Below are 26,123 nucleotides of genomic sequence, written 5' to 3'. Positions count from 1 at the left end.
GAAAAAAGGCGCGGCGCCCCTTGCGGGGACCGCGCCTTTTTGACGGGCCGTCGTCAGCCGGCCAGCCGATCAGATCGTGCGGCCGAAGGGGCCATCATCGCCCACCTGCACCATCTTGCGGCCACGCGCCGGCTTGGCAGCCGTGCCGACTTCCGGCGCCGACCCGGCCTTGCGGGCCGCTGCGGGGCGCTTGGCCGGCGCCTTGACGGCAGCAGCCTTCACGGCCTTTTTGGCAGCGGGCTTTGCCGCAGCCTTGGCCGCTGCGGATTTTCCGGCCACAGACTTGCCGGCAGCCGGCACCTTGCGGGCAGGAGCGGCCTGGGCCACGCAGTCGGCGTAGTAGCGCACCTCGCCGTCCGCGTCCTCCAGCTCCACCAGGCCGTGGATGTCGGTCTCGAAGCCAGGGCACTCCTTGGCGAACTCACGCGCGAACAGCAGGTAATCCACGATCTTGCGGTTGAACACCTCGCCGGGGATCAGCAGCGGAATGCCGGGCGGGTACGGCGTGACCAGGCCCACGGTGATGCGGCCTTCCAGGTGGTCGATCTCCACGCGCTCGGTCTTGCGGTGCGCGATGTGGGCGTAGGCATCGCTGGGCTTCATCGCGGGCTTGAGGTCCGACAGATACATCTCGGTCGTCAGGCGGGCGATGTCGTACTTGGCGTACAGCTCGTGCACGTGCTGGCACAGGTCGCGCAGGCCCATGCGCTCGTAGCGGCGGTGCTGCTGGCAGAACTCGGGCAGGATGCGTGCCAGCGGCTGGTTGCGGTCGTAGTCGTCCTTGAACTGCTGCAGCGCCGTCAGCATGGTGTTCCAGCGGCCCTTGGTGATGCCGATGGTGAACATGATGAAGAACGAGTACAGGCCCGTCTTCTCCACCACCACGCCGTGCTCGGCCAGGTACTTGGTCACGATGGAGGCCGGGATGCCCGTGTCCGAGAAATCGCCGTCCAGGTCCAGGCCCGGCGTCACGATGGTGGACTTGATCGGGTCCAGCATGTTGAAGCCGTCGGCCAGTTCGCCAAAGCCGTGCCAGTTGTCGAACTCCTTGCCGTTCTTGGCCTTGGAGCGCTTGGGCGCCGCGTCCTGGCCGCGGATGATCCAGTCCTGGGCCGAGCCGACGCCTTCATCGGCCAGTTTCTCGGGACCCCAGACCTCGAACCACCAGTCGTCGTCGCCGAACTCGTCTTCGACCTTGCGCATGGCACGGCGGAAGTCCAGCGCCTCCAGAATCGACTCTTCCACCAGGGCCGTGCCGCCGGGCGGCTCCATCATCGCGGCGGCCACGTCGCAGCTGGCGATGATGCTGTACTGGGGGCTGGTCGAGGTGTGCATCAAGTACGCCTCGTTGAACAGGTGGTGGTCCAGCTTTTCGGTCTGGCTGTCCTGCACCAGCACATGCGATGCCTGGCTGATGCCGGCCAGCAGCTTGTGGATGGACTGCGTGGCATACACCACCGAGTGCTTGGGGCGCGCGCGCTTCTTGCCCATGGCGTGGTAGCTGCCATAGAACGGGTGGAAGGCAGCGTGCGGCAGCCAGGCCTCATCGAAGTGCAGGTTGGCCACATAGCCGTCAAGCATGCTCTTGATGGTCTCGGTGTTGTAGAGCACGCCGTCGTAGGTGGACTGCGTCAGCGTCAGCACGCGGGGCTTGACCGTCTTGGCATCCACGCCCTTGAGCAGCGGATTGGCCGCGATCTTGGCCTGGATGGACTCCACCGAGAACTCGCTTTGCGGGATCGGGCCGATGATGCCGAAGTGGTTGCGCGTGGGCTTGAGGAACACCGGAATCGCACCCGTCATGATGATGGAGTGCAGGATGGACTTGTGGCAGTTGCGGTCCACCACGACCACGTCGCCGGGCGCCACGGCGTGGTGCCAGACGATCTTGTTCGACGTGGACGTGCCGTTGGTCACGAAATAGCAGTGATCGGCATTGAAGATGCGCGCGGCATTGCGCTCGCTCTCGCCGATGGCGCCGTTGTGGTCCAGCAATTGGCCCAGTTCCTCCACCGCGTTGCACACGTCGGCGCGCAGCATGTTCTCGCCATAGAACTGGTGGTACATCTGGCCCACGGGGCTCTTGAGGAAGGCCACGCCGCCCGAGTGTCCGGGGCAGTGCCAGCTGTAGGAGCCGTCTTCCGCATAGTCCAGCAGCGCCTTGAAGAACGGCGGCTGCACGCCTTCCAGGTAGCTCTTGGCCTCGCGGATGATGTGCTTGGCCACGAACTCCGGCGTGTCCTCGAACATGTGGATGAAGCCGTGCAGCTCGCGCAGGATGTCGTTGGGCAGGTGGCGGCTGGTCTTGGTCTCGCCGTAGATGTAGATCGGCACATCGGCGTTCTTGCGGCGCACTTCGCCGATGAAGCTGCGCAGGCTGTGGATCACGGGATCGCTTTCGCCACCCAGCGAGAACTCCTCGTCATCGATGGACAGGATGAAGGCACTGGCCCGGCTTTGCTGCTGCGCGAACTGCGACAGGTCGCCGTAGCTGGTCACCCCCAGCACCTCGAAACCTTCTTGCTCGATGGCCTGTGCCAGGGCGCGGATGCCCAGGCCCGAGGTGTTCTCGGAACGGTAGTCCTCGTCGATGATGACGATGGGAAAGCGAAACTTCATGGGGGCAGCCTCCGTAACCTGAGCGGGCCTAAAAAACGAAACAGGCGCGAAGTGTAAGGAATATCCTTATTGCGCCTTTGAAGCGTGCGGCTTTTCACCCAGAATGTGGTGCACTAAACACAAGCAACCGTCATAAACAGGGAGTCTGGGAATGGAATATTCCACCATCTGGTGGCTCGTCGCCGGCGCATTGGTCATCGCCGAATTGCTGACCGGCAGCTTCTATCTGCTGATGCTGGCACTGGGCGCCATCGTCGGCGCGCTGTGCGCCCACATGGGCCTGGCGCCCATTGCCCAGCTCGTCATTGCCGCCGTGCTCGGCAGCGCCTTCGTACTGGCCTGCTACCTGGTGCGCCGGCGCCTGCCCAGCCGCCAGCCCGCCTCCAGCAACCGCGACGTCAACCTCGATGTCGGCGAATCCGTCATGGTCGAGCAATGGAACTCCGACGGCACGGCCCAGGTCCGCTACCGCGGCGCCCAATGGACCGTGATCAGCCGTCCGGGCAACCTGCCCTCTGCCGGCATGCACCGCGTGGCCGAGGTCGTCGGCAACCGGCTGCTGGTGGACAAACTCTGATTGCCCATCCCCACGCCCGCGCTTCACGGCGCGGGCATCTGCATCGGGCATAGTGGCAGGCACCATCCGCCAGCCGTCCTGCCGCCCTCTTGTTTCACCGAACGCCCCTCCGGGGCCTGGAGACACCATGGAAATCGCCATCGTCATTCTGGTCATCGCGGCCATCTTCATCGCACGGTCCATCAAGGTCGTGCCCCAGCAGCACGCCTGGGTCAAGGAACGCCTCGGCAAGTACGCCGGCACGCTCACGCCCGGCCTGAACTTCCTCGTGCCCTTCGTGGACCGCGTGGCCTACAAGCACAGCCTCAAGGAAATCCCGCTGGACGTGCCCAGCCAGGTCTGCATCACGCGCGACAACACCCAGCTGCAGGTGGACGGCATCCTCTACTTCCAGGTCACCGATCCCATGCGCGCCAGCTACGGCTCGTCCAACTACATCATGGCCGTCACCCAGCTGGCCCAGACCTCGCTGCGTTCCGTGATCGGCAAGCTCGAACTGGACAAGACCTTCGAGGAGCGCGACATGATCAACGCCCAGGTGGTCTCCGCCATCGACGAGGCCGCGCTCAACTGGGGCGTGAAGGTGCTGCGCTATGAAATCAAGGACCTGACGCCGCCGGCCGAAATCCTGCGCTCCATGCAGGCCCAGATCACGGCCGAGCGCGAAAAGCGCGCCCTGATCGCAGCCTCCGAAGGCCGCCGCCAGGAACAGATCAACATCGCCACGGGCGAGCGCGAAGCCTTCATCGCCCGCTCCGAAGGCGAGAAGCAGGCCGTCATCAACAAGGCCCAGGGCGAGGCCGAATCCATCAAGGCGGTCGCAGACGCCACGGCCCAGGCCATCGAACGCGTGGCCAACGCCATCCGCCAGCCCGGTGGCGAGCAGGCCGTGCAGCTCAAGGTCGCCGAAAAGGCCGTCGAGGCCTATGGCCAGGTCGCCTCTGATGCCACCACCACGCTGATCGTGCCCAGCAACATGACCGAAGTCTCCAGCCTGATCACCTCGGCCATGAAGATGATCCAGACCGGCCAGCGCACCAGCTGAGAGCCGCCGCCACGCCATGAACAACGGGCCATCGCGGCCCGTTTTTCATTGCAGCGGCGTTGTGCGGATCAGGCGGGTGCGCCCACCTGCTGCACCAGGCCCATGGCGAAGCGCCCGTGGCCCACGGACCAGTCCGAGTAGTCGTTCTCATGCATGAAGATGAACACGTCGGCCGGCGCCACCCCCGCCCCTTCATGCAGATTGCGCGCAATGGCCGCATACAAGGCCTTCTTCATCGCATCGCTGCGCCCGCGCCGCATGGTGATCTCGACCACCACCACCGCATCCGAACGCGCTACCCCGTTGAAACTGCGGCTGAACGCGAACTGCCCGGGAGCGTACGGATGCACCATGTTGAACAGTTCGTCCTCTGGCATGCCGATGCCCTCCACCAGGGCGCGGTGAATGCCCTGCACGACGGCATCGCGCTGGGAAGTGGAGGTGGACTGGGGCAGATAGGTGTGGACGAAGGGCATGGTGCTATGTGCTTTGGGATCGAATGGAGATGGAAAGTCCGGCCAGAATCCACGCAGGAATTGCCGGCCGAAGCGGCAAATCTACCGACCGGCCCATGGCCTGAAAAGCGATGATTCGGCCGGTTCTATGTACCTGGAACTCACATAGCCTCCACCCGACCCATGACCCGCCGCCTGCCCCCGCTGGCCGCCCTGCGCGCCTTTGAAGCCGCCGCACGCCTGGGCCGCATGACGGCGGCGGCGGACGAGCTGTGCGTCTCGCCCGGCGCCGTCAGCCGCCAGGTCAGGCAGCTGGAGCAGCACCTGGGCCTGCCGCTGTTCGCAGGCACCAAGGCCCGCCCCACGCTCACTGCGGCAGCACGCACCCTGCAGCCGGCGCTGACCCAGGCCTTCGAGCAGATCCATGAGGCGGTGCGCAGCCTGGGCGACGCCCACGAAGGCCCTCTGGACGTGGCCTGCTTCAGCACCTTCACCGTCAAATGGCTGATCCCCCGGCTGTTCGACTTTCACGCGCACCACCCCGGCATCGAGGTGCGCCTGCGCACTACCGACACCGGCACCGACGCTGCACGCGAAGGCTGCGACCTGCTCATCACGGCCATCACGCACGACAGCGGCGAGGCCCTTGCAGACAACGAGACGTCCCTGCCTCTTTTCGCCGAATACCTGGGCCCGGTGATGTCCCCGGCCATGGCAGGACGCCTCCAGCAGCCTGAAGACCTGCCCAGCCTCACCTTGCTGCACACACGCGGCCGGCGCAACGCCTGGGACCTGTGGGCCGCCTCCATGGACATAGCCCCGCCCGCAGCGGCCGGCCCCGTCTACGAGCACTACTACTTCACGCTGGAAGCGGCGCTGCGCGGCCTGGGCGCGGCCGTCGCCCCCTGGCACCTGGTGATGGACGACGTGCAGGCCGGCCGCCTGCTGGCGCCCTTCGGCTTCACTGCCTCCGGCTACCGCTACCTGGCGCTGCGCCGAAGCACTGCGGTGCAGACCCGGCTCGACATCTTCTGCAACTGGCTGCAGGCGCAGGCACGGGCCATGCCCGAAGCGCCAGCCGTCCAGGGCATATCGATCACGCATGCAGGAAACTTCGCGGCCACCCCAAAAAATCGATGCTAGAATCGCGGTCTTCGGAGAGGTGGATGAGCGGTTTAAGTCGCACGCCTGGAAAGCGTGTGTGGGCTAATCCCCACCGCGGGTTCGAATCCCGCCCTCTCCGCCAGACATGGCGCCAAGCCAGTGAAAAAGCCCTGACGACATTGGTCCCAGGGCTTTTTTTCGTCCACCCGATGCCTGCACGGCCGCACGCGGCGATGATGGCCCTCGATCAAGGGGGCGATGACAGGGTGTTACAGCAGCGCCCCTCTGCGCTGATAGATTGCCCGGTTCAGTCATTGCACCCGGAACGAGATGAAACCAAAAATCAACTTTATCGAGAGGGAGCGCCTCTTTCGCCGCGAGCTGAAGCGGCGCGGCGTCAAGTTCCTGCCCATGCAGGTACTGCGCCGGCTGTTCGAGAAGGCTGGTGTCTGAGGCCGGCTCAGGATCTCGCGGCTTACCAGGGGCTCAAGCCTTCCCGAGCTGATGAAGCAGCTGGCGTAGATCGTCCTGCGAATAGGGCTTGGCCAGCCGCGTCATTCCTGGTGGCAGTGCCGGTATGTCGGCAAAGCCGCTGGCCAGGATGAAGTTCAGGCCCGGGTATCGCGCTGCAATATGCCGGGCCAGCTCCACGCCGTTCATGCCGGGCATGGCGTAGTCGGAGATGACCACGTCGAAGCGCGCCTGCCGCGCAAGCAGGTCGATGGCCTCCTGCCCGGCGCTCAGGGTCGTGACGCGGTGGCCCAGGTCTTCCAGCAGGGCCGAGGCATTGGCCCTCACCAGCGGGTCGTCATCCACCAGCAGCACATCCAGGGGCCCCACGTCCTGCACGCTTTGCCCGCCCAGATGGCAGGCCGCGCTTTCGTCCTTGGAGACGGGCATCCACATCTCCACCGTGGTGCCGCTGCCCAGGGCGCTGTGCAGCACGAGCTTGCCGCCGGACTGGGCCACCAGCCCGTCCACCATGGCCAGGCCCAGGCCGGTGCCCTTGCCCACGCCCTTGGTGGTGAAGAAGGGCTCGACCACATGCGAGAGTGTCTGTTCGTCCATGCCCTCGCCGGTGTCCACCACGCGCACGCAGACATACGAGCCCGAGGCCAGGCCCGCAAGCTGGCGCGGCAGCGTGGTTTCCACGGCCGCCGTGATCTTGATGACGCCGCCGCCCGGCATGGCATCGCGCGCATTGGCAACCAGGCTGAGGATGCTGCTCTCGAACTGGCTGGGGTCGGTGGCGATGCGCGGCAGGTCTGAGGCCAGGGCCATCTTCAGAAAGATATGCGGGCCAGCCGTCTGCTGCAGCAGGCCTTGCATCCCGGTCAGCAGCACAGCGACGTCCACGGCCTGCGTCTTCAATTCCTGCTGCCGCGCAAAAGCCATCATGCGCTGGGTCAGCGAGGCACCGCGCTGTGCGCCGCGCGTGGCGATCTCCACCAGCGAACGCAGGCGATCGTCGGGCGGCATGCGCTTGCGCAGCAGTTCCAGGCTGCTGAGCACGGCCATCAGCAGATTGTTGAAATCATGGGCCACCCCGCCCGTGAAGCGGCCGATGGCCTCCATCTTCAAGGCCTGGCGCAGCTGGGCCTCGGCAGCCTTGCGCTCCGTCACATCACGCGTGACCTTGGCAAAACCGATCAGTTGGCCCTCGTCGTAGATGGCATCGATCACGACCGATGCCCAAAAACGCGAGCCGTCCTTGCGCACGCGCAGGCCTTCGGCCTCCATGCGGCCGGTGCTGACGGCCGTGCGCAGTCCCGCCTGTGGCAGCCCCGCCTGCTGGTCCTCTGGTGTGTAAAAGCGCGAGAAATGGGTATGGAGGACCTCGTCCTCTTCATAGCCCTTGATGCGCTTGGCACCCAGGTTCCAGCTGACGATGCGGCCCTCGGGATCCAGCATGTAGATCGCACAGTCGGTCACGCTCTGCACCAGCAAGGCAAAGCTGCGCTCGGCGCTGGAAAGAGGGCTGGACCGGGAAGGCACGGCCAGAGCCTGCGATGCCCCGGACGAGGGTGCATCCGCCTCGCGCACACTCAGCAGCAGGGCCAAGCTGCCATCGCCGAGCCGTACGCGCGAGCTGCATGAGGCCACGGGCCGCTCGCGTCCCGTGCAGGTCAGCAAGGGCCAGCGGCTGGCCTGCCGTGCGGCGCCTGCGGGCTCGCACTGGCTGTTGAACCAGCCTGCGCGCCCGCTGCTGGCGACGAAGCGGTCCTCGAAAACACTGCCCTCCAGGGCATCGCCGGAATGCTCCAGCAGGCTCAACGCATGGCGGTTGCAGCGCGCCAGGCGTCCATCGAGTCCGACGACGAAGACTGCGTCCGGAAAGGCCTCCAAAGCAGCAAGGCCCGGATCAAGGGGGAGTTGTGCGTCGGAGCCTGCAGGGGCCGGCGCCAGACCAGTCGAGGTCAGCATGTGAACGACTCCGTAGGCAAATGGGTTGAACGAGCCGGAAAAATTGTAAGCACCACGGGTTCATCGCAAGCGGTTGCATCACAGGATCAGGGACGAGCCTCCTGCTCGTGCCCGGCAATTGCGGGCGAAGGCGCAGCCTGGAGGTCCGGCTCGGCATGCAAGGCCTCGCTGAGCTGGTCCACCACCAGCGCCCAGGTCGCATCGGCATGCCACTGCTGCGAGAACAGGGCACGTTGCGCGTCGGTCCAGAACGGTGCATCCACCAGCAGCGTGTCCTTTTCCAGCCGGTGCGAGAGGATGAACTGCTTGATGCCCTCCGGGCTGGAGTCCAGACCCAGCTGGTCGAAAAGATTGGTCATGGTGGGTTCGGCTGTGATCATGGGGGTCCTTGTTGTGACGGGGTTGGCTCAAGGCTAGAAGCTCGGCCGGCGGCACCATGTCGGACACTGAAGCAAGCTGCCGTCGGCGGCCCTTCTGCGAGTGGGCCGCAGCGCCCGCGCCGTGCAAAGCCCTGCTCCTACACGGTTGCCTCGGCGGTCCGGCGCACCATGCAGCCATCTCATCACAGGACATTGCATTCCATGAAGAAACTGCTGCTTGCCACCGCCATTTCCTTCGCAGCTGCCGCTGCCCTGTCACCCGTCCATGCCCAGGTGGGCAAGGCCGCCTCCGAAGCCGCCGACGCTGCAGACCACAAGGTGAAGGAAAAGCAGGCCGACGCCAAGGCCAAGGACAGCGGGCCGGTCGGCAAGGCCGTGAACAACGTCAAGTCGGACTACCACAACAAGCGCTCCAAGCAGTCGGCAGAGAACGCCAAGGAATCGCTGAAGAAGGCGACCGAGTAGACGGCAACGCCCGGATAGACCAAGGCCCACTCGCGTGGGCCTTGGTCTTTTGGAGAAGCCCGGGGCCATGCCGGGCGCAGCCTCAGAAGCTGTGCCGCAGCGCCAACATCACACTGCGCGGCGCACCGGGCAGGTTCAGGTCGGGGCTGGTGCCGTGGGCGGACACGATGCAGCAAGCAAGCAACTCAGGGCAGCGGCGCGCGCATTCCCGTCAGGCCCGGCATGACTTCCCGCATGGCCGCAATGAAGGCGCGCAGCCGCGCCGGCTGGTGGCGCGCGGGTGGGTAGACCAGATGCACGGGCAGCGGCGCCGCCTGCCAGTCGGGCGCCAGATGCACCAGGCGCCCGGCCTCCAGATCCTCGCGCACGATCCAGGCCGAGGCCAGGGCCGCGCCCAGTCCGCCCAGGGCAGCGTTGCGCAGCGCATAAAGGCTGTCGGTGCTGAGCCGGGGCTCGAACTGCAGGCGCCAGGATTTGCAGACCCGCTCATCGCCCACGCGGTGCAGCTCCAGCTCGCGCTGGTAGAAGGTGCGCAGCGCAATCCAGGGCAGGCCCTGCAGTTCGCGCGGGTGCTGGGGCACGCTGCCCTGCCCCAGCAAGGCAGGCGCGGCCACGGCAATGCGCGGCACCTCGGCCACGCGCAGCGCAATCACCGAAGGGTCGACCACGGTGCCGACCTGCACGGCGCAGTCGATGCCTTCGGCAATGAAGTCCGGCTGGCGGTCATGCAGCAGCCATTCGACCTTGACGGCCGGATGGCGGTCCAGAAACGCCAGCAGCGGCGCCATGAGCTGGTCCTGGCCGAAGGCGTGGGGCGCGACCACGCGCAGCAGGCCGCGCGGCGTGTCCTGGGCGCCGCGCAGGTCGGACTCCAGCGCGTGCCATGCCTCCAGCAGCTCGCGCGCATGCTCCAGGCAGCGCTGGCCGTCGTCGGTCAGCGCCATGGCGTGGGTGGAGCGCCGCAGCAGGCGCAGGCCCAGCGCGCGCTCCAGCGTCTGCAGGCGCCGGCTGACCGTGGGCTGGGTGGTGGACATCTGCTGCGCAGCGGCCGAAAGACTGCCGCTTTCGACGATGCGCACAAAGGTCTGCAGCAGCTCGATGCGGTCAGCGCCAGAAGGCAGGGGAAGGTCGGCAAGGGTCATACGCCAAGCGTATATCGATTCTGCAGGCGCAGCCACTACCGTGGTGTGCTGCGCCGCACCACACTACGGCCATCGCTTTTCAACTGCGCCTGACAGGCGCCTCAACATGTCTTCTATTCAATCTACGCATATGCAAACCGCTGCGGGCGCGCAGGGCGCCGGCGTGCCGGCATCGCTGGTGCTGCTGATGGCGACCACAGCGGGCGTGGGCGTGGCCTCGCTCTACTACAGCCAGCCCATGCTGGGGGTGCTCGGCCCCGACCTGGGCGCAGGCGAACGCGCCGTGGGCTTTGTGCCCACGCTGACCCAGCTGGGCTATGCGCTGGGCATTTTGCTGCTGGCACCGCTGGGCGACCGCATGGACCGCCGGCGCATCATCCTGGCCAAGACCGCCGCGCTGATGCTGGCCCTGCTGGCCAGCGGGCTGGCTCCGGACCTGGCACCGCTGCTGGCTGCCAGCCTGGCCGTGGGCCTGGCCGCCACCCTGGCGCAGGACGTGGTGCCGGCCGCCGCCACGCTGGCGCCCGAGCACCAGCGCGGCAAGGTGGTGGGCACGGTGATGACGGGGCTGCTGCTGGGCATCTTGCTGTCGCGCGTGGTCAGCGGCCTGCTGGCCGAGCATGGGGGCTGGCGCAGCGTCTACCTGCTGGCCGCCGCTGCCATGGCACTGCTGGGGGTGGCCCTGTGGCGCGGGCTGCCCAGTTTCAAACCCACCACGCAACTGGGCTATGGCGCGCTGCTGGGCTCCATGGTGCAACTGTGGCGCAGCCAGCCTGCGCTGCGCCGCGCGGCACTGGCACAGGGCCTGCTGTCGGTGGCCTTCAGCGCGTTCTGGTCCACGCTGGCCGTGATGCTGCATCAGCAGTTCCACATGGGCAGCGCCGCTGCCGGCGCCCTGGGCCTGGCGGGTGCGGCCGGTGCGCTGGCCGCCCCGCTGGCAGGCCGGCTGGCCGACCGCAGCGGCCCGCAGCGCGTGACCTGCCTGGGTGCGGGCCTGGCCCTGGCATCGTTCGCCGTGCTGGCACTGTCGCCCTGGCTGCCGGCCGGCGCACAGCTGCCGCTGCTGGTGGCCAGCGCCATCGGTTTCGACTTCGGCATCCAGGCCACGCTGGTGGCGCACCAGACCCTGGTGTACGGCCTGGAGCCTGCCGCGCGAAGCCGGCTCAATGCGCTGCTGTTCACGGGCGTGTTCATCGGCATGGCCTCGGGCTCCGCGCTGGGCGCGCTGGCCCTGTCGCAATGGGGCTGGGGCGGCGTGGTAGCCCTGGCCTGCGCGGCATCGGCGGCAGCGCTGGGCGTGCGGCTGGCCGGCCGCCAGCACTGAAGCTGGCAGGCCGGGCCGTTGGCGGGCCTGCCAGCCTATGCCCCGGCCTATGCCCCGGCCTGCAGACGCGCCGCGCGCTGCGCCAGCCGCTGCTGCTGCGAGGCACGCAGGGCTGCGATCTGCGCCAGGATCTGCTGCTGCTTTTCCATCAGGCGCTGCGTGTGCACGCCATGCGCATCCCCCGCCAGGCCCTGGGCGATGCAGGCCAGCGCGCGCGCCGGGTCGCCGCACTGCTGCCAGGTGTAGGCCAGGTTGAGCTGGGTGCGGGCATCGCGCGGGTCTATGCGCTCGGCCTGCAGGTAGGCGTCATGCGCGGCAGCAAACTGCTCCTGGCAGAACAGGCAGTCGCCCAGCACGTTCCACAGCCAGGTGCTGAGCCAGGGGTTGAGCTCCAGCGCGCTGCGCGCCAGCTCGATGCCTGCCGCAAAGTCCCGCAGCTGCAGGCCCACGAACTCCGCCACCTCGCCCAGCAGGCGCCAGTCGCGCGGGCTGCGGGTGATGGCCTGGCGGTAGCTTTCCAGCGCGGCGTCCTGCCGGCCCGACTCCAGGTGCGTGCGGGCCTCATGGGCCGGGGCCTCGAAGAACTGCTGCGCGTCGGCGCTGAAGCGGTTGAGAAAGGCGGCCGCCGTGCGCTCGCATCCCTCGCCGATCAGCAGCCGCGCATGGATGGCCCTTTGCGCATCGCCCGGAGGCGCCAGCACCTGCCAGCCCTCGCGCCCGAACAATTGCGCCAGCAGCGGGAAGTTCAGGCCGATGGCGCTGGTGCGGCCAAAGCGCTGGGAGGCACCCGACTGGGCCGCCGCCTCGGGCGTGCAGGCGCCGTAGTCGTTGATGAGCACCAGGCCCTTGGGCGCCAGCCGCTGCTGCAGCGTCTGCAGCGCGCCGAAGGCGCCGTGGTTGACCAGCAGGCGTGTCGCGTCCTCGCTGACGGACAGGGCGGCATCCACCCAGGGCGACAGTGCCGCGTCGCCGCAGTCGAAAAATCCCGTCTCCTGCTCGAACAGGCCCACCAGGGGCAGCAGGCGCGCGCGCTCGGCCGCATCCGCGTGATCCACCAGGGCGCGGATCTCATGCGGCGACAGCGCGGTGTACTGGCGCACGAGCTGGGCATCGTCCGTCAGGCGGGTGCGTATGCGCAGCTCCTGCACCGGCCCGCCATTCTGGCGCCGCACGACGGTGGCGGGCAGCACATCCAGCACGTAGTTGCAGAACACGGCATGCAGCGGCGGCAGCGGCACCGTGCTGCCGTCGTGCAGCCGAACGGCCTCGGGGTGCATGGCGTCGCAGCAGCCTGCCACGACCTGGCCGCCAAACTCGGCAAACAGGCCGCGCTCGTGCCATTGCGCAACGGTGCGCGGCGAGCCGTCTGTCACGTAGCAGACCAGCCGCTGGTCGAAATCACGCCCTTCCTGCTGGCACAGGTGCCGGAAGGCCTGCAGGAACATGCGCGCGAACAGGCCGCAGCCCGCGCCCAGCTCCAGCACGGCAATCGTGCCCTGCGGCGCCGTGTCCGCGCAGTGATGGAACAGCAGGGCCGCCGCATCTTCGGAGAGACGGCCGCTGTTGTTGACCACGTAGGGCACCTCGTTCTCGGCAAAGGTCAACAGGCCCGCCTGCGCCCAATGCAGATGGCCCAGCTCCCACTCGATGCTTTCGGTGATGGGCCGAAAGTCCTGCAGCAGTTGCGAGGCGACGCGCACACCGGACAGCACGTCCTGCGGCGCACGGACCGCAGCGGGCGGCCCGGTGGGCGCACCGGCAGAGGCGGAAAGCGACAGGGAAATGGGCATGGGCAAGGGCACGCGCGGCGCGGCCTCGCCCTTCGAATAGTCGGTTCTCAAGATGCTTTCTCCGGGAGATGCACGGCAGTGGCGCCTGCCCGCGCGGCAGGCGGCAGACGTCCGGCCGGGCTCAGGGCACGGGTGCCCACTTGGACCAGTTCAGGTCGGCCTGCTCGAAATCGGCCTTGAGCATGCGGCGCATGGCGGCCACCTCGTCCTGGGTGATCTGCGTTTCCTTCACCTGCTTGCCCGTGGCTAGGGTGCGGGCCTTGGCCAGATCGGCCTTGGTCACGGAGGCCGTTCCGGCCCAGATGGACTTGGCAGAACCCACGGTGACCCAGTGCTTGCCCTGGGACTGCAGGTCGGCCTGGTAGGCGGATTTCCAGCGCATGTTGTTCTGCGAAACGGCATTGAGCAGCTTGGCCAGCGAGCGCTGGTTGCTCACGCCTTCCTGGGCGAAGGCCTGCAGGTGCACGCGCTCGAACTTCAGCGGCAGCAGGCCCTGCTTGGCGGCCAGGCGGTCGCGCTCATCCCACCAGCGCGCGGCATCGGCCGCTTTGGCGGTATGCAGCTGGTTGAGCCAGTCGGCATCGGTGACGATGCTGCCGTCGCCCTTGACCCACTGGAAGCGCTTGAAGCCGATGTCGGCCGCCCGGCCGAAGTTGTGGTTGCTCTCGCCGGGGCCGGCCTTGGTCTGGGTCTCTGCCGCCTGCTGGGCAAAGGTGCGGCGGCGGCCGGTGGGCGTGATCCACAGCACGATCTTGTGCGTGTCGTACATCTGCTGCACCAGGCTGGCCAGCTTGGCGCGGAAGGTGGGCTCGTACTCCGCATCGTTGGCAATGGCGGCCTTGCTGGTGGCCGCATCCTGGGCCTTGGCCTCGATATACACCGTCTTGGAGTTGTTCGCGGAGCGCATGTTCTGGTGCGATGCAGGCAGCATGGCGCTGAGCTTGGCCACCGTGGCGCCACCGGCTGCCGCCAGGCCCAGTGCCTCCTTGGCGCCACCGGCCTGCGGCTGGCCGGGCGCGGCCTTGGCCGCCGCCAGCTTGTGGTCGTTCTGGAAACGCTCCAGCGCGGCGCGCGTCTGCGCGCCGTAGCTGCCGTCGTAGTCCACGCCCAGATAGGGTGCATTCTTGGCGTCCTTCACCACGCGCAGCATGGCCTGCAGCAGGGCCACGTCATGGACCTGGTTGCTGCCGCCCTCGCCTACGCTGTCCTTGATGTCTGGCATGTGTCTTCCCTCTTTGCGGTTGTCGGTGTCACGCGCTGCTCGGGCTCAGCGGGCGGGATCGGTCTTGCGGTCAGGTTTCCGGCCGGGCGCCTGTTCCGCCTTCGGCAGCAGATGCGCCAAAGGCACCGTGCGCGGCTGCAGCCTGGCCGAGCAGGCACGCAGCCGCAGCGATTCGGCATGCGCCTGTGCCATATCCGCGGCCACCTGCACCAGGGCGTGATGCGGCGCAGCTCCTGCGGGGCGTGTGAGCACCACGGCATAGCCTCCCAGGCAGTCGGCCTGCTGCGCGCGCGCTGCACGCGCGGCGGCCACGCCGGCATAGCGCGCAGCCACCACGGCCTGCACGGCAGCCGGCGGCGCCGATGCCTGTTCGGCAAACGCCTGCCGGCCTGCGTTCCAGCGCAGGCTGCGGGTCTCGATCTGGTCGGGGGCGTCGTCCTGCGGTGAGTCATAGCGCACCAGCAGCACCGGGATCCGGCCCGTGGGCGCCAGCACCCAGCTTTGGTAGCTGCCTGGAGGCTCTTCGTACTGCCAGGCCAGATGCGGCCCCTGGGCCGTGGCGACATAGAGCGCATGGCGGCGCTTGGGATGGTCGAAGCCGCCCATCTGCGTGACCAGCAAGGCGCGCGCCCCGCCTTGCACGCCGGGCAGGCGCAAGGTCCGCGCCGCAGCGGTGACCGTGCCTTCTTCCTCGCCGGTCGTCCAGACGCGCGCGCGCTGCGCGGCCTCGGACAAGGGATCTCCCACGCCGTACAGCGGATCGGATGGCGCCAGCTGGGCCTGCCCTCTTGAAGCAGGCCAGGCCAGCGCCGCTGGCTTGCCTTGCTCCATACCGGCACGCACCAGCCTCAGTTCGAAGGGACAGGCCGACGCCGTGCAGGCAGGCAGGGACAACTCATAGGCAGGCGCCCCCTTGGCCGTGCCGGACGGCAGGCTTTCCAGCACCTGCCGCTGCAGTCCGGCAGCGAACGCCGTCGTACCCAGCAGCGCCACAAGCCCGAAGGCCAGTGCGGGCAATACCGGCGTCTGGCGAAATGAAGAATCGGCGCGCATTGAGTGGAAAGCCACGGTGATAGCGAGTTCCTATGATTTGCCAGACGGAAATCCGTTACTGCTGCATTTCATCGGCGCAGGCATTTTCCACAAGCTCCCATTCGATGTCTGTTGCAAAATGCATCCAACGCCGCATGAAGGAAATTCGTCCCCTGCATTGCCTGCCGGACCCCGTGCAAATACCAATTCATTGGCGGTGTTTCTTTCAAGAAACATCAACAATATCAATAGCTTGCACCAACGCAGATGGACAATAAAAATACCATCTTGTACACATGAAAAATGTCGCCACAGATGGACGGACCGCACCGGAGATTCACACCGCATTCCGGCACCTTCCATTTACACGAACTCCATTACATTTTCCACCCTGAAAATCAGTGGATGACCACCAGGCGCAAGCATTGAACCCATCGCAAATCCGTCCCATGTCACGGTATTGCCTGCCGTCACTACCCGCCTGTCCGCGCCCGGACAGGCAACACCCGGCATTGCCACGGTTGCACTGCAGGCCCTGAGTGGGGCAACCATCGCCGCACGGGCCAGCGCAGCCGGCACCAGTTTCTTACCGTGGACGCCCGAAATCACTGCTACAATCGAGGGCTTCGGAGAGGTGGATGAGCGGTTTAAGTCGCACGCCTGGAAAGCGTGTGTGGGCTAATCCCCACCGCGGGTTCGAATCCCGCCCTCTCCGCCATACACCCAGCAAAACGGGCCCCTACACGGGGCCCGTTTTCGTTTCCGGGCCTGCATTCGGCCCGGGTCCTGCCCCGCGCAGCCTCGCGCCGCATCCACCCGGCAGGCCGTCAGCGCATCAGGGAAAGTCACAGGCTGCACCTGCCCCTCAAGCCTTGCGCAGACCCCTGCCTGGGCATGCAATACGCAGGTGTCCGACAGGCACAGCCTTGTTTCAGTGATGTACTAGCTGCAACAAAGCACCCAGGCGCGCAGCTTTGTGCAACCGCAGCGCGGCGCGAACAAGCATTCAGGCCCAGCCGCAAGAGGCTTGCAGGGTGAGAGATCCGACGGAGGTTCCAAATGGAAAGCAATGTCACAAAATCCCTTCAAGTCCTCTTAATTTCCGTCAATTTCACTCAATTGACGATAGTTTTCAATCAGAGACGCCAAGCCGATCGAAAAAGCCAAAAACCCGACGTATATTCCACACCGCCTTGCAGCCTGCCCGGCCCGCCCTCGGGCTGAGACGGCCCCCGCTCTCCCGGCGCGGAGCACCAGAACAAAGCAGGAGCGAAGAGCACAAGAAGACGCAAAGGGGTTGGCATGAAAATTCTTTCGTTTTTCGGGACCCGTCCCGAGGCCATCAAGATGGCGCCGCTGGTGACGGCCCTGTCGCAGACGCGCGGCATCGAAAGCGTGGTGTGCGTGACGGGCCAGCATCGCCAGATGCTGGACCAGGTGATGGAGCTGTTCGGCCTGCAGGCCCGGCACGACCTGGCCGTCATGCAACCCAGCCAGACACTCAACGGCCTGTTCTCCCGCGTGGTGGCGGGCGCCGACGGCGTGCTGGAGCAGGAAAAGCCCGACTACGTGCTCGTGCACGGCGACACCAGCACGGCCACGGCCTGTGCGCTGGCAGCATTTCACCGGCGCATTCCCGTGGGCCATGTGGAAGCCGGCCTGCGCACGGGGGATCTGGCCCAGCCCTTTCCCGAGGAAATGAACCGCCGCGTGGTCGATGTGGTCAGCCAGTGGATGTTCGCGCCCACGCCCACGTCGCGTGCCAACCTGCTGCGCGAGAACCTGCAGGGCCGCATCGCCGTGACCGGCAATACCGTCATCGATGCGCTGGCCACGCTGTGCGACCGGCTCGATGCCCGGCCCGAGCTGGCCCGCGACATTGCCGGGCGCCATCCCTGGGTGGACGCGCAGCGCCCGCTGCTGCTGGTCACGGGCCACCGGCGCGAGAACTTCGGCGAAGGCTTCCAGAACATCTGCGCCGCGCTGGCCGAGCTGGCGCGGCGCCATCCGGACCTGCTCATCGTCTACCCGGTGCACTTCAATCCTGCCGTGCGCGAGGTGGTCATGCGTACGCTGGGCGGCATGGACAACATCCGCCTCATCGATCCGCTGGACTATGTGGACTTCGTCTGGTTCATGCAGCGGGCCCGCATCATCCTGACCGATTCCGGCGGAGTGCAGGAGGAAGCACCCTACCTGGGCAAGCCCGTGCTGGTGATGCGCGATGTGACCGAGCGGCCCGAGGCCGTATCGGCCGGCACCGTGCTGCTGGTGGGCACGCAGCGCGCGCGCATCGTGGCCGAGGTGAACCGCCTGCTGACCGATGAAGGCCACCGCGCCTCGTTCGCGCGCCGCATCAATCCCTATGGCGACGGACGGGCCTCGCAGCGCATCGTACGGGCCTTGCTGGGACAGCCCTTCGAGGAGTTTGCCGCCGGACCGGCAGGCATCCTCGCCACCATGGGCAAGGGCCTGGCGCCGGCCTGAAGGCCGCCAGTCCCAACGCAACGGCAGCCGCCCTGCAGCAACTGAACGTGTCACGAATCGCGTCACGAACCGAGCACCGAAGTGAAAAAGAGGCCCCCCATGCAACCGACCATCCACCGCCATTCGTTTTCCCGCACCGGGGCCCGCTGGGCGCTGGGTTCGCTGCTGGGCCTGGGCGCCCTGTTCGCCCAGACGGCATCCGCCTCGGCGCTGGGTGACGCCATACGGCAGCTGGGCGCCAGCGACGGGCTGCAGCGCAGCGTCACGCTCAAGGAGCTGGGCATTGTCGACCCGGTCGTGCTGGCCGGCACGGCCACCCAGGACTTCTACCTGCCCGTGCCGCGCGGCCTGCCTCTGGGCGATGCCAGCATCGCCTTCGATGGCCGCTACCTGAAGGGAGAGCCGGGGACCTCGACCGTGGTGATCTCGCTCAACGGTACGCCGGCCGTATCCCAGACCGTGCCGGACGGCGAAGGCACGCTGCAGCGCAACCTGCCCGTGGCCCAGCCTGCGCGCGCCAGCGACTTCGTGCGCCTGGGCGTGAACTGGCGCAACCGCAACAACAGCCAGCAGCGCTGCGACGAAAACCACTCCCTCGCCAACTCGCTGACCATCTCACCGCAGACACGCCTGAGCTACCGCGTGGACCCGCGCGATGTGCGCACCATCGAGGATGTCTGGAACACCCTGCCCGTGCGCACCACCGTGCTGGTGTCGGGCAGGCAGCTGGAGCAGGCCTCGTTCGACAGCGCCTGGCGCATCGGCGCCAGCCTGCAGCGCAACAACAGGCGCATGCAGGTACGGGCCCTTCCTGCCGTGGGCGAGGTGATCGACCTGCGCGGCCTGGAGGTTCCCGCCGCCCTGGCCGGCGTGCCCGCCTTTGCCGCGCTGCGGGGCGCCGAGCCCCAGCACAAGCTGGCCAGTGACGCCGAACTGGGCGCGCTGCTCATGCTGGGGGCCGCCCAGGTCAGCGGCGACATCGTGGTGGCCGACAAGGCACTGCAGCAGCGCCTGACCGCCGCCTTCGCGGCCCTGCAGGCCCAGCTGGCGGCCGACCCCGATGCGGGCCAGGCGCTGCAGCAATGGCGTGCCCGCCGCGCGCCGCTGGCCAGCGAGGCGCTGGCCTCGCAGCAACTGCGTGCCTTGCCCATGGGCCGCCAGATGGTGCTGGCCGTGGCCTCCGATGCGGGTGCGCGCGTGGCCGGCCTGCAGGAGGCCGCCCTGCAGCGCCTGCTGGTCAGCGACAACGTGACGGTGGCTGCGGCCCAGCCCCCGCAATGGGACGAGGCCAAGGGCATACGCCTGTCCAGCCTGGGCGGCAGCCCCGACAGCTTCGACGTGCTGTCGCGCGGCGAGTGGACGATGAACTTCCCGCTGAGCGCCGTCGCCTCGCAGGGCCGGATGCCGGGCGAGATCACGCTGTACGTGGCCGCAGCCCCCGGCGCCTCGGCCACGCGCCCCGTGGCCACGCTGTTCTGGAACGGCATGCTGCTGTCGGCCCGCCAGCTGGACGCCAACGGCCAGCCCGAGCGCCTGCGCGCCCGCGTGCCCGGCTACGCGCTGGGCATCAACAACACCTTGCGCGTGTCGGTGCAGCGCCAGCCCTACTCGGCCGACTGCAACGAGATTCCCCAGCCCTATCCCGCCAGCGTGCTGCCGGCCATCAGCTATGTGACGCCCGGCAAGGCCGAGCCCAACGGCAGCTTCATCGGCCTGCTGCCCCTGCTGGGCGCCAGGTCGCAGCTGCTGGTGCCTGCCAGCTACCTGTCGGCCGCGCCGGCCGCGCTGGAGCGCATGGCCAACCTGGCAGCAGCCAGCGGCCTGTCGGCCTCGCAGGCCGAGCTGGTCGTGGCCCAGGCCGATGCGCCCGCCAAGCCTTCCATGCCCTTCGTGGCCATGGAGGTGCCGGTGGACGGCGCCAAGCCCCTGGTGACGGTCACGGACGGTCAGCAGCTGCGCATTCGCGGCAAGTCGCTGGACTGGCTGGACATCAAGGGGCTGAAACAGCTGTCCTCGGCCGAAGTGGTCACTGCCGGCGGCCAGCAGGGCGTGCTGTGGCGTGCCATCGGCGAGTGGACTGGCGGCCTGGGCGAGCCCTTCCTGCTCAATCGCGGCAACATCGCCGTGATCGGCGGTGACGGCCCTCTGGCCTGGGTGGACAGCAGCAACCCCGATGCCGGCATTCCGTCCGGTCCGCGCGAAGGCGCCTTCCACGAATGGCGCAACTTCCTGTCCTGGAGCGTGCCCGGCATCGCCATTGCGCTGGTCGTGGTGGTGCTGCTGGTGCTGCTGGCCTGGGCGGTGGCGCGCAGCAAGCAGCCCAGGCACTGAGCCGGGCCCGAGCCACGATGACGACGGCATGAGGCGATCACCATGATCTCTTCCCTCTACTGGCCCTACCTGGTGGCCGACTACTACCACGCGCTGGAGATCACCAGCGCCGTGGTGGCCGTCATCATCCTGCTGTCCAGCATCGATGACCTGTTCATCGATGCCTGGTACTGGGTGCGCGAGGCCTGGCGCGCGCTGACCGTCAAGCGCCGCTACCAGCCGCTCAAGGCACAGCAGTTGCAGGAGGTCGAGGAAAAGCCGCTGGCCATCATGGTGCCGGCCTGGCTGGAGTACGACGTGATCGCGCCCATGCTCGAGAGCATGGTGGGCACGCTGGACTACAAGAACTACATGATCTTCGTGGGCACCTACCGCAACGACGAGCGCACCAAGAACGAGGTGGAGCGCATGCGCCGGCGCTACCGCCAGCTGGTCCGCGTGGAGGTGCCGCATGACGGCCCCACCTGCAAGGCCGACTGCCTCAACTGGATCGTGCAGGCCATCTTCCAGCAGAACACGCTGCAGCCCGAGCCCTTTGCCGGCCTGATCCTGCACGACAGCGAAGACGTGCTGCACCCGCTGGAACTCAAGTACTACAACTACCTGCTGCCGCGCATGGACTTCATCCAGTTGCCCGTGACCTCGCTGGAGCGCGAGTGGTACGAACTGGTGGCCGGCACCTACATGGACGAATTCGCCGAATGGCACACCAAGGACCTGGTGGTGCGCGAGAGCATGTCGCACATGGTGCCCTCGGCCGGCGTGGGCACCTGCTTTTCGCGCAAGGCGATGGAGGAACTGGCCGCCGAGACCCACAACCAGCCTTTCAACACCGACACGCTGACCGAGGACTACGACATCGGCGCGCGGCTGGCGCGCCGGGGCATGAAGCAGATCTTCGGCAAATTCCCCGTGGACTACGTGATACGGCGCAAGCCGCTGTTCGGCCTGGGCAAGGAAAAGGTGTCCACGCTGACCATGCCGCTGGGCATACGCGAGTTCTTTCCCAACACCTTCAAGACCGCCTACCGGCAAAAGGCGCGCTGGACGCTGGGCATCGGCCTGCAGGGCTGGAGCCAGGTCGGCTGGGCCGGGCCGCTGTCCACCAAGTACCTGCTGTTCCGCGACCGCAAGGGGCTGGTGACCTCCTTCGTGGCCATCCTGGCCTATCTGCTGCTGCTGAACTTCCTGGTCTTCCTGCTGGCCGACCACATGGGCTGGTGGACGGTCTACTACCCCTCCCTGTTCGCCCCCAATGGCTGGCTGGTGACGCTGATGAGCATCAACGTCGTCGCCCTGCTGCTGCGCGTGGTGCAGCGCGCATGGTTCGTCTCGCGCCTGTACGGCTGGGAGCACGCCTTGCTGTCCGTCCCGCGCATGGTGATCGGCAACTTCATCAATGCCATGGCAGCGGCGCGCGCCTGGAAGCTGTTCATCGTCCACCTGGTCACGGGCAAGCGCCTGGCCTGGGACAAGACCATGCACGACTTCCCCTCCACAGACCAGTTGGTGCACCAGCGCCAGCGCCTGGGCGAGCTGCTGCTGTCCTGGCAGGCCATCGACGAAACCCGGCTGGCCAGCGCGCTGGAGATCCAGCGGCGCGAACGCCGCCCGCTGGGCGCCATCCTCATGGAGCAAGGCTGGCTCGACGAGGCCACGCTGCGCGAGGCCATCAGCTTCCAGCAGGGGGAGCCCACCGATCCCCCGGCACATCCCGGCTTGGCCGCAACAGGCAATCCAAGCACACCAAGGGCCGGCATATGAAGCGTCTCGCACCCCTCGTTCGCCCACTCACCCTGGCCGCCCTGCTGGGCGCCGGCTGGAACGCGCCGCCGGCCTGGCCGCAGGCCGCAGCAGCCGTCAAGGCCGAGGCGCCGCTCAGGGGCCGCGCATGGCAGCTGGCCAACCAGGCCTATGCCCATTACCAGGCCGGCCGCTTTGCGCGGGCCGCCAGCGCGGCCGCATCGGCCATACAGCTGCGTCCCGACCTGCTGCGCCTGCGCATGCTGCTGATCTACTCGCTGCAAAGGCAGGGCAAGAACGAGGAAGCGCTCAAGGCCATCGCCTCGGCCCGCGCCGCCGGGATGGACGAGGCCACGCTGCAGCAGGCCGAGACGAATGTGCGCGCGGCTGCGGCAGGCGGGGCCGCCGCAGGTGGCGGCGCGGCCACGGCCTCCGAGGCCTACAACAAGGCCTTTCCCATCGCCACCGAGGCCTACGCCGACTACAACGCCAGGAACTACGCAGACAGCGCGCGCAAGGCCGAGCAGGCCTTTCGCCTGGACCCCACGCAAGGCCAATGGGCATTGCTGTGGATTGGTGCGCTGGAAGCCCAGGACCAGCTGGGCGCCGCCATCGAGGCCGCAGATGCCGCCCTGTCCCTGGAGCCTCCCAACAAAAGCGACCTGGTGGCCAAGCGCCAGACCCTGCGCCGCAGCCAGGCCGTGCTGCCCGCGCAAAAGGCCTACCAGGCGCTGATCGCCAACAACCCGGCGCAGGCCGTGCCCTTTGCGCGCGAGGCCGTGGCGCTGGCGCCGGGAACGGCATCGCACCGCTTGCTGCTGATCACCTCGCTCATGCTGGCCGAGCAACTGCCCGACGCGGAAAAGGCTGCCGACGAGGCGCTGGCGCAGGACAACGAAGACACAGCGGCGCTGGGCATGCGCGGCTACATACGCCAGCGCCAGGGCAAGACCACGCTGGCCAACGAGGACTTCGACGACGTGCTCAAGCAGGACTGGCTGGACGAAAAGCAATCGGCCAACCTGCGCCTGATCGCGGCCGACGCAGCCCTGGCTGCGGGCGACGCGGCACGCGCCCGCGCGCTGCTGGCGCCCATGCCGGCGCAGGATGAATCCGTGGCCCGCCGCCTCAAGCAAGCCGATGGACTGCGCCCGGGCCGCGACACGCCCATGGTGGCCGATACGCGCGGTGCCTCGCAGACCCTGGCCATGGCCGACTACCCGCCGCCGCTGCAGGACTGCCGCGACACGCCCTACGGAACGGTCTGCGAGCTGCAGCCCTCCGATGCCCTGGGCGCAGGCGGCCCCAGCGCCCAGGCCTATGCGGCCTACGCGCGCCAGGACTACAAGGCTGCCATCGAACATGCGCAAACGGCCGTGGAGCAGGACCCCGACAACGAGCAGCTGCAAAAGCTGCTGACCACCACGCTGGCCGCAGGCAACCGCGACCAGCAGGGCCAGGCCCTGCTGCGGCTGGACAAATCCCTGTCCCTCACCCCCAACGACGCCCAGCTGCTGATGCAGCGCGGCTACCTGTACTCGCGCCAGGAAGAGCCGGCCAAGGCGCTGCAGGATTTTCGTGCCGCCCGCGCCACGGGCGAGGCGCCTGCGGGCGCCATGCTGGACGAGGGCTATGCCCTGGCCGGCACCGGCGACAGCCGGGGCGCCGTGCGCACCTTCAAGCAAGCCATCGACCTGGACGATGCCGGCACCGCCAAGCTGACGCCGGGGCAGCGCGAGAATGCGCGCAGCGCCGTCTCCGGCTACTCGCGCGAATGGGGCGCCATCGTCTCCCTGGGCTACCGGGGCGCGCGGCCTGCGGGGCGCGCATTCTCGGACGGCATCCTCACCCAGGCCGGCGACGCCGTCTTCGGCACGGCGGAGGCCTACTGGCGCCCGTCCAACTTCCTCAACTCATCGACGCGCATCTTCGATGTCTACGGACGGCTGGGCAGCACCTTGCATGACGGGGGCGGCACCACGCTGGGCCAAAGCGCCATCGACCCCTGCACGGGCCTGCCCATCAATGTGCAGGCAGGCGACAACCGCGGCATCTCGGGCCTGCCCACCACCACGGGCTCGCTGGGCATGCGCTTCACGCCGTCCACCAAGTACGCGCTGACCTTTGGCATAGAGCGCCAGTTCAACATCGGCTCCGCCACGCGCTCGGGCTTCATCACGCCTGAATCGCCCCAGCTGCGCTGCCTGATGAGCGGGCGCGATCCGCTCAACCCCACGGGCCCGGCACTAGGCAATCCCATCTCGGCCAAGTACAGCGCGGGCGCGGGCCAGGGCGGCTGGCTGGCCTATGTCACCCACGGCTTCTACGAAGGCACGGGCCGGCGCACGGACCGCTCCAGCTGGTTCACCATGGAAGGCTACAGCCAGGCCGGCTATGCCAACCAGAGCATGGCCTCGCGCTTCACGCTGACAGACCAGACCAATGGCGCCGTGGTGGGCGACGGCTCGGGGCGCTACAAGCGCGAGCAATGGTTCTTCTCCACCGAGGCCCGCATCGGGCGCAGCTTCCGCGCCGACGGCATCAGCCAGGGCCTGGTGATCTTCCCGTTCGGCGTGGTCGCGGCCGACTGGATCAAACAGAGGAACCGCGTGCAAGTGCGTTCCCTGCAGGCCGCCCCTGGCGCCACGCCCACCGCAGCCCAATTGGCCGCCCAGCAGGGACAGACCCTGGCCCTGCAAGGCAACGGCAGCAGCTGGTCGGCCAGCGCCGGCGTGGGCATCAGCCTGCGCCAATGGTTCCGCGAAAGCCACTACAGCACGGCCCAGTCCTATCTGGACTGGTCCATGCAGTACCGCTTCAACATCGGCGGCGGCCAGGCCGACCGCGCCAAGGGCCTGTTCATGACGCTGACGCTGTCCTATTGAAAGCCCCGCCCCGCCGCCACCACCACACAGACAAGAGAAAAGGAGAAAGCTCCCATGGATTCGACCAAGCAAGCACCCCGCCCCGCCCTGCACGGACTGCGCTCGGGCATGGCGCGCGCCGCACGCGGGCTGGCCGGCTGCGCCCTGGTGCTGGGCGCGCTGGCAGCGCAGGGTACGGCTCAGGCCCAGGCACAGGACAGCTCCTCCATCGTTCTCAGGGGCAAGGACGGGTGGCTGTTTCCGGGCTGGGGCAGCCTGACCCAGGTGGACCGCGCCGGCATCACGGAATCCACGCGGCTGATCGCCGAGGCGCGCAACCTGCTGGCCGCGCGCGGCGTGAAGCTGCAGGTGCTGCTGCTGCCCGACAAGGTGCGCTTCTACGCTGACAAAATGCCCGATGGCAAGGCCATGAGCGCCGATGTCCAGGGCCGCTACAAGCAGGTGCTGCAGGCGCTGCAGGGCGCAGGCATTCCCAGCTTCGACGACGAGGCCGTGCTGCGCACCGTGCGCGACAGCGGCAAGGACGTGTTCTACCGCACCGACCAGCACTGGACCCAGGCGGCGGCCGACGCCACGGCCGAAGCCACGGCCCGCATGGTCCAGGGCGAGGTGCCCCAGCTGGCAGGCCGCGCCGGCAGCGGCCTGGCCCTGGGCGACACCGTCACCGAGCGCCGCTATGGCGACCTGGCCGAGCTCTTTCTCACCGCCGAAGAGCGCAAGCAGGTGGGCCGCGAGGTCTATACCGTGCGCCGCCAGGCCCCCGCCAAGGGCCTGCTCGACGACGAGCCCGCGCCTGTCCATGTGACGGGCCACAGCATGGTCCAGCCCTACTTCGGCTTTCCGCAAAAGCTCTCCAGCCTGCTGGACCGCCCCGTCTCGCTGAACTGGAAGCCCGGCAACGTGGGCCAGTGGACCATGCTGCTGGAATATCTGGAGTCACCTGCCTTCAAGGCCCACAAGCCCCAGGTGCTGGTGTGGCAGATGTTCGAGCCTACCTACAGCTACGGTCCCAACGCGGCCGGCCAGTGGGACAACGCCTCCCTCATGCCCAGCGCCACCTGGCTGGAGCGGCTGCGCGCCGCACTCAAGGGCTGACCC

Annotated in this window: 19 protein-coding genes and 2 tRNA genes; 13 read left to right on the top strand and 8 right to left on the bottom strand. The window is 67.7% G+C overall.

What is annotated here, in order from left to right; genetic code table 11:
• Positions 1-69 precede the first annotated feature (69 nt).
• Positions 70-2,619, bottom strand: coding sequence for an arginine/lysine/ornithine decarboxylase (locus tag AC5I49_RS08220; protein ID WP_133073576.1), 2,550 nt, complete (start codon positions 2,617-2,619; stop codon positions 70-72).
• 151 nt (positions 2,620-2,770) lie between these two features.
• On the opposite strand from AC5I49_RS08220, the gene AC5I49_RS08215 reads away from it, so the two are divergent.
• A complete protein-coding gene (locus AC5I49_RS08215; protein ID WP_016448906.1) occupies positions 2,771-3,196 on the top strand; it encodes an NfeD family protein in 426 nt (141 codons plus the stop codon).
• Positions 3,197-3,323: 127 nt separating this feature from the next.
• Positions 3,324-4,241, top strand: coding sequence for an SPFH domain-containing protein (locus tag AC5I49_RS08210; RefSeq protein ID WP_016448907.1), 918 nt, complete (start codon positions 3,324-3,326; stop codon positions 4,239-4,241).
• A gap of 68 nt (positions 4,242-4,309) precedes the next feature.
• Here AC5I49_RS08210 and AC5I49_RS08205 read toward each other — a convergent pair whose 3' ends face one another.
• On the bottom strand, positions 4,310-4,717 hold the full coding sequence (locus tag AC5I49_RS08205; protein ID WP_016448908.1) for a tautomerase family protein: 408 nt from the start codon (positions 4,715-4,717) through the stop codon (positions 4,310-4,312).
• 162 nt (positions 4,718-4,879) lie between these two features.
• On the opposite strand from AC5I49_RS08205, the gene AC5I49_RS08200 reads away from it, so the two are divergent.
• The 3 genes from AC5I49_RS08200 (at position 4,880) to AC5I49_RS08190 (ending at position 6,253) form a co-directional block, all read left to right on the top strand.
• The gene (locus AC5I49_RS08200; protein ID WP_495789160.1) at positions 4,880-5,839 is read left to right on the top strand and encodes a LysR substrate-binding domain-containing protein; all 960 of its coding nucleotides are present in this window, start codon (positions 4,880-4,882) and stop codon (positions 5,837-5,839) included.
• A 13-nt stretch (positions 5,840-5,852) separates the two neighbouring features.
• Positions 5,853-5,942: transfer RNA gene (locus tag AC5I49_RS08195), tRNA-Ser, on the top strand.
• Positions 5,943-6,130: 188 nt separating this feature from the next.
• Entirely contained in the window at positions 6,131-6,253 is a 123-nt protein-coding gene (locus tag AC5I49_RS08190) for a hypothetical protein (protein ID WP_016448910.1), read from the top strand.
• A 33-nt stretch (positions 6,254-6,286) separates the two neighbouring features.
• Here AC5I49_RS08190 and AC5I49_RS08185 read toward each other — a convergent pair whose 3' ends face one another.
• Both AC5I49_RS08185 and AC5I49_RS08180 read right to left on the bottom strand, forming a co-directional pair.
• Positions 6,287-8,224 carry a hybrid sensor histidine kinase/response regulator gene (locus AC5I49_RS08185; protein ID WP_495789159.1) on the bottom strand — a complete coding sequence of 646 codons (1,938 nt, stop codon included), beginning with the start codon at positions 8,222-8,224 and terminating at the stop codon, positions 6,287-6,289.
• 86 nt (positions 8,225-8,310) lie between these two features.
• A complete protein-coding gene (locus AC5I49_RS08180; protein WP_016452404.1) occupies positions 8,311-8,604 on the bottom strand; it encodes a DUF2789 domain-containing protein in 294 nt (97 codons plus the stop codon).
• Between the two features lie 201 nt (positions 8,605-8,805).
• Here AC5I49_RS08180 and AC5I49_RS08175 point away from each other — a divergent pair, with 201 nt between their 5' ends.
• Positions 8,806-9,069 carry a hypothetical protein gene (locus AC5I49_RS08175; protein ID WP_016452405.1) on the top strand — a complete coding sequence of 88 codons (264 nt, stop codon included), beginning with the start codon at positions 8,806-8,808 and terminating at the stop codon, positions 9,067-9,069.
• 185 nt (positions 9,070-9,254) lie between these two features.
• Here the strand turns inward: AC5I49_RS08175 and AC5I49_RS08170 are convergent, their stop codons facing one another.
• A complete protein-coding gene (locus AC5I49_RS08170) occupies positions 9,255-10,211 on the bottom strand; it encodes a LysR family transcriptional regulator (protein WP_016448914.1) in 957 nt (318 codons plus the stop codon).
• Positions 10,212-10,317: 106 nt separating this feature from the next.
• Here AC5I49_RS08170 and AC5I49_RS08165 point away from each other — a divergent pair, with 106 nt between their 5' ends.
• The gene (locus AC5I49_RS08165) at positions 10,318-11,535 is read left to right on the top strand and encodes an MFS transporter (RefSeq protein ID WP_495789158.1); all 1,218 of its coding nucleotides are present in this window, start codon (positions 10,318-10,320) and stop codon (positions 11,533-11,535) included.
• A gap of 47 nt (positions 11,536-11,582) precedes the next feature.
• Here the strand turns inward: AC5I49_RS08165 and AC5I49_RS08160 are convergent, their stop codons facing one another.
• From AC5I49_RS08160 to AC5I49_RS08150, 3 genes are all read right to left on the bottom strand, one after another.
• On the bottom strand, positions 11,583-13,376 hold the full coding sequence (locus tag AC5I49_RS08160; RefSeq protein ID WP_495789157.1) for an SAM-dependent methyltransferase: 1,794 nt from the start codon (positions 13,374-13,376) through the stop codon (positions 11,583-11,585).
• A gap of 70 nt (positions 13,377-13,446) precedes the next feature.
• Complete coding sequence (locus tag AC5I49_RS08155) at positions 13,447-14,547, bottom strand: peptidoglycan-binding protein (RefSeq protein WP_495789156.1); 1,101 nt, start codon at positions 14,545-14,547, stop codon at positions 13,447-13,449.
• A gap of 45 nt (positions 14,548-14,592) precedes the next feature.
• Positions 14,593-15,615 (bottom strand): hypothetical protein, encoded by a 1,023-nt coding sequence (locus AC5I49_RS08150; RefSeq protein ID WP_279492763.1) that lies wholly within the window; start codon positions 15,613-15,615, stop codon positions 14,593-14,595.
• 592 nt (positions 15,616-16,207) lie between these two features.
• Between AC5I49_RS08150 and AC5I49_RS08145 the strand changes: the two genes are divergently transcribed.
• The 6 genes from AC5I49_RS08145 to AC5I49_RS08120 all read left to right on the top strand — a co-directional run bounded on the left by AC5I49_RS08145 (position 16,208) and on the right by AC5I49_RS08120 (position 26,120).
• A tRNA-Ser gene (locus tag AC5I49_RS08145) sits at positions 16,208-16,297 on the top strand.
• 584 nt (positions 16,298-16,881) lie between these two features.
• Positions 16,882-18,066: a non-hydrolyzing UDP-N-acetylglucosamine 2-epimerase gene (wecB, locus tag AC5I49_RS08140; protein WP_016452411.1), complete on the top strand. Its 1,185-nt coding sequence runs from the start codon at positions 16,882-16,884 to the stop codon at positions 18,064-18,066.
• Between the two features lie 99 nt (positions 18,067-18,165).
• Complete coding sequence (locus tag AC5I49_RS08135) at positions 18,166-20,397, top strand: hypothetical protein (protein ID WP_495789155.1); 2,232 nt, start codon at positions 18,166-18,168, stop codon at positions 20,395-20,397.
• A 42-nt stretch (positions 20,398-20,439) separates the two neighbouring features.
• Positions 20,440-22,161 carry a glycosyl transferase family protein gene (locus AC5I49_RS08130; protein WP_016452413.1) on the top strand — a complete coding sequence of 574 codons (1,722 nt, stop codon included), beginning with the start codon at positions 20,440-20,442 and terminating at the stop codon, positions 22,159-22,161.
• Entirely contained in the window at positions 22,158-25,025 is a 2,868-nt protein-coding gene (locus AC5I49_RS08125; RefSeq protein ID WP_495789154.1) for an NfrA family protein, read from the top strand. The genes AC5I49_RS08130 and AC5I49_RS08125 overlap by 4 nt, the downstream gene beginning before the upstream one ends.
• A 54-nt stretch (positions 25,026-25,079) precedes the next feature.
• Positions 25,080-26,120 (top strand): alginate O-acetyltransferase AlgX-related protein, encoded by a 1,041-nt coding sequence (locus AC5I49_RS08120; RefSeq protein WP_495789153.1) that lies wholly within the window; start codon positions 25,080-25,082, stop codon positions 26,118-26,120.
• The last annotated feature ends 3 nt before the right edge of the window (positions 26,121-26,123 follow it).

The sequence above is a fragment of the Delftia sp. genome (assembly GCF_059499305.1).
The sequence above is the reverse complement of the archived record's forward strand: the minus strand, read 5'-3'. Positions and strand labels throughout refer to the sequence as shown.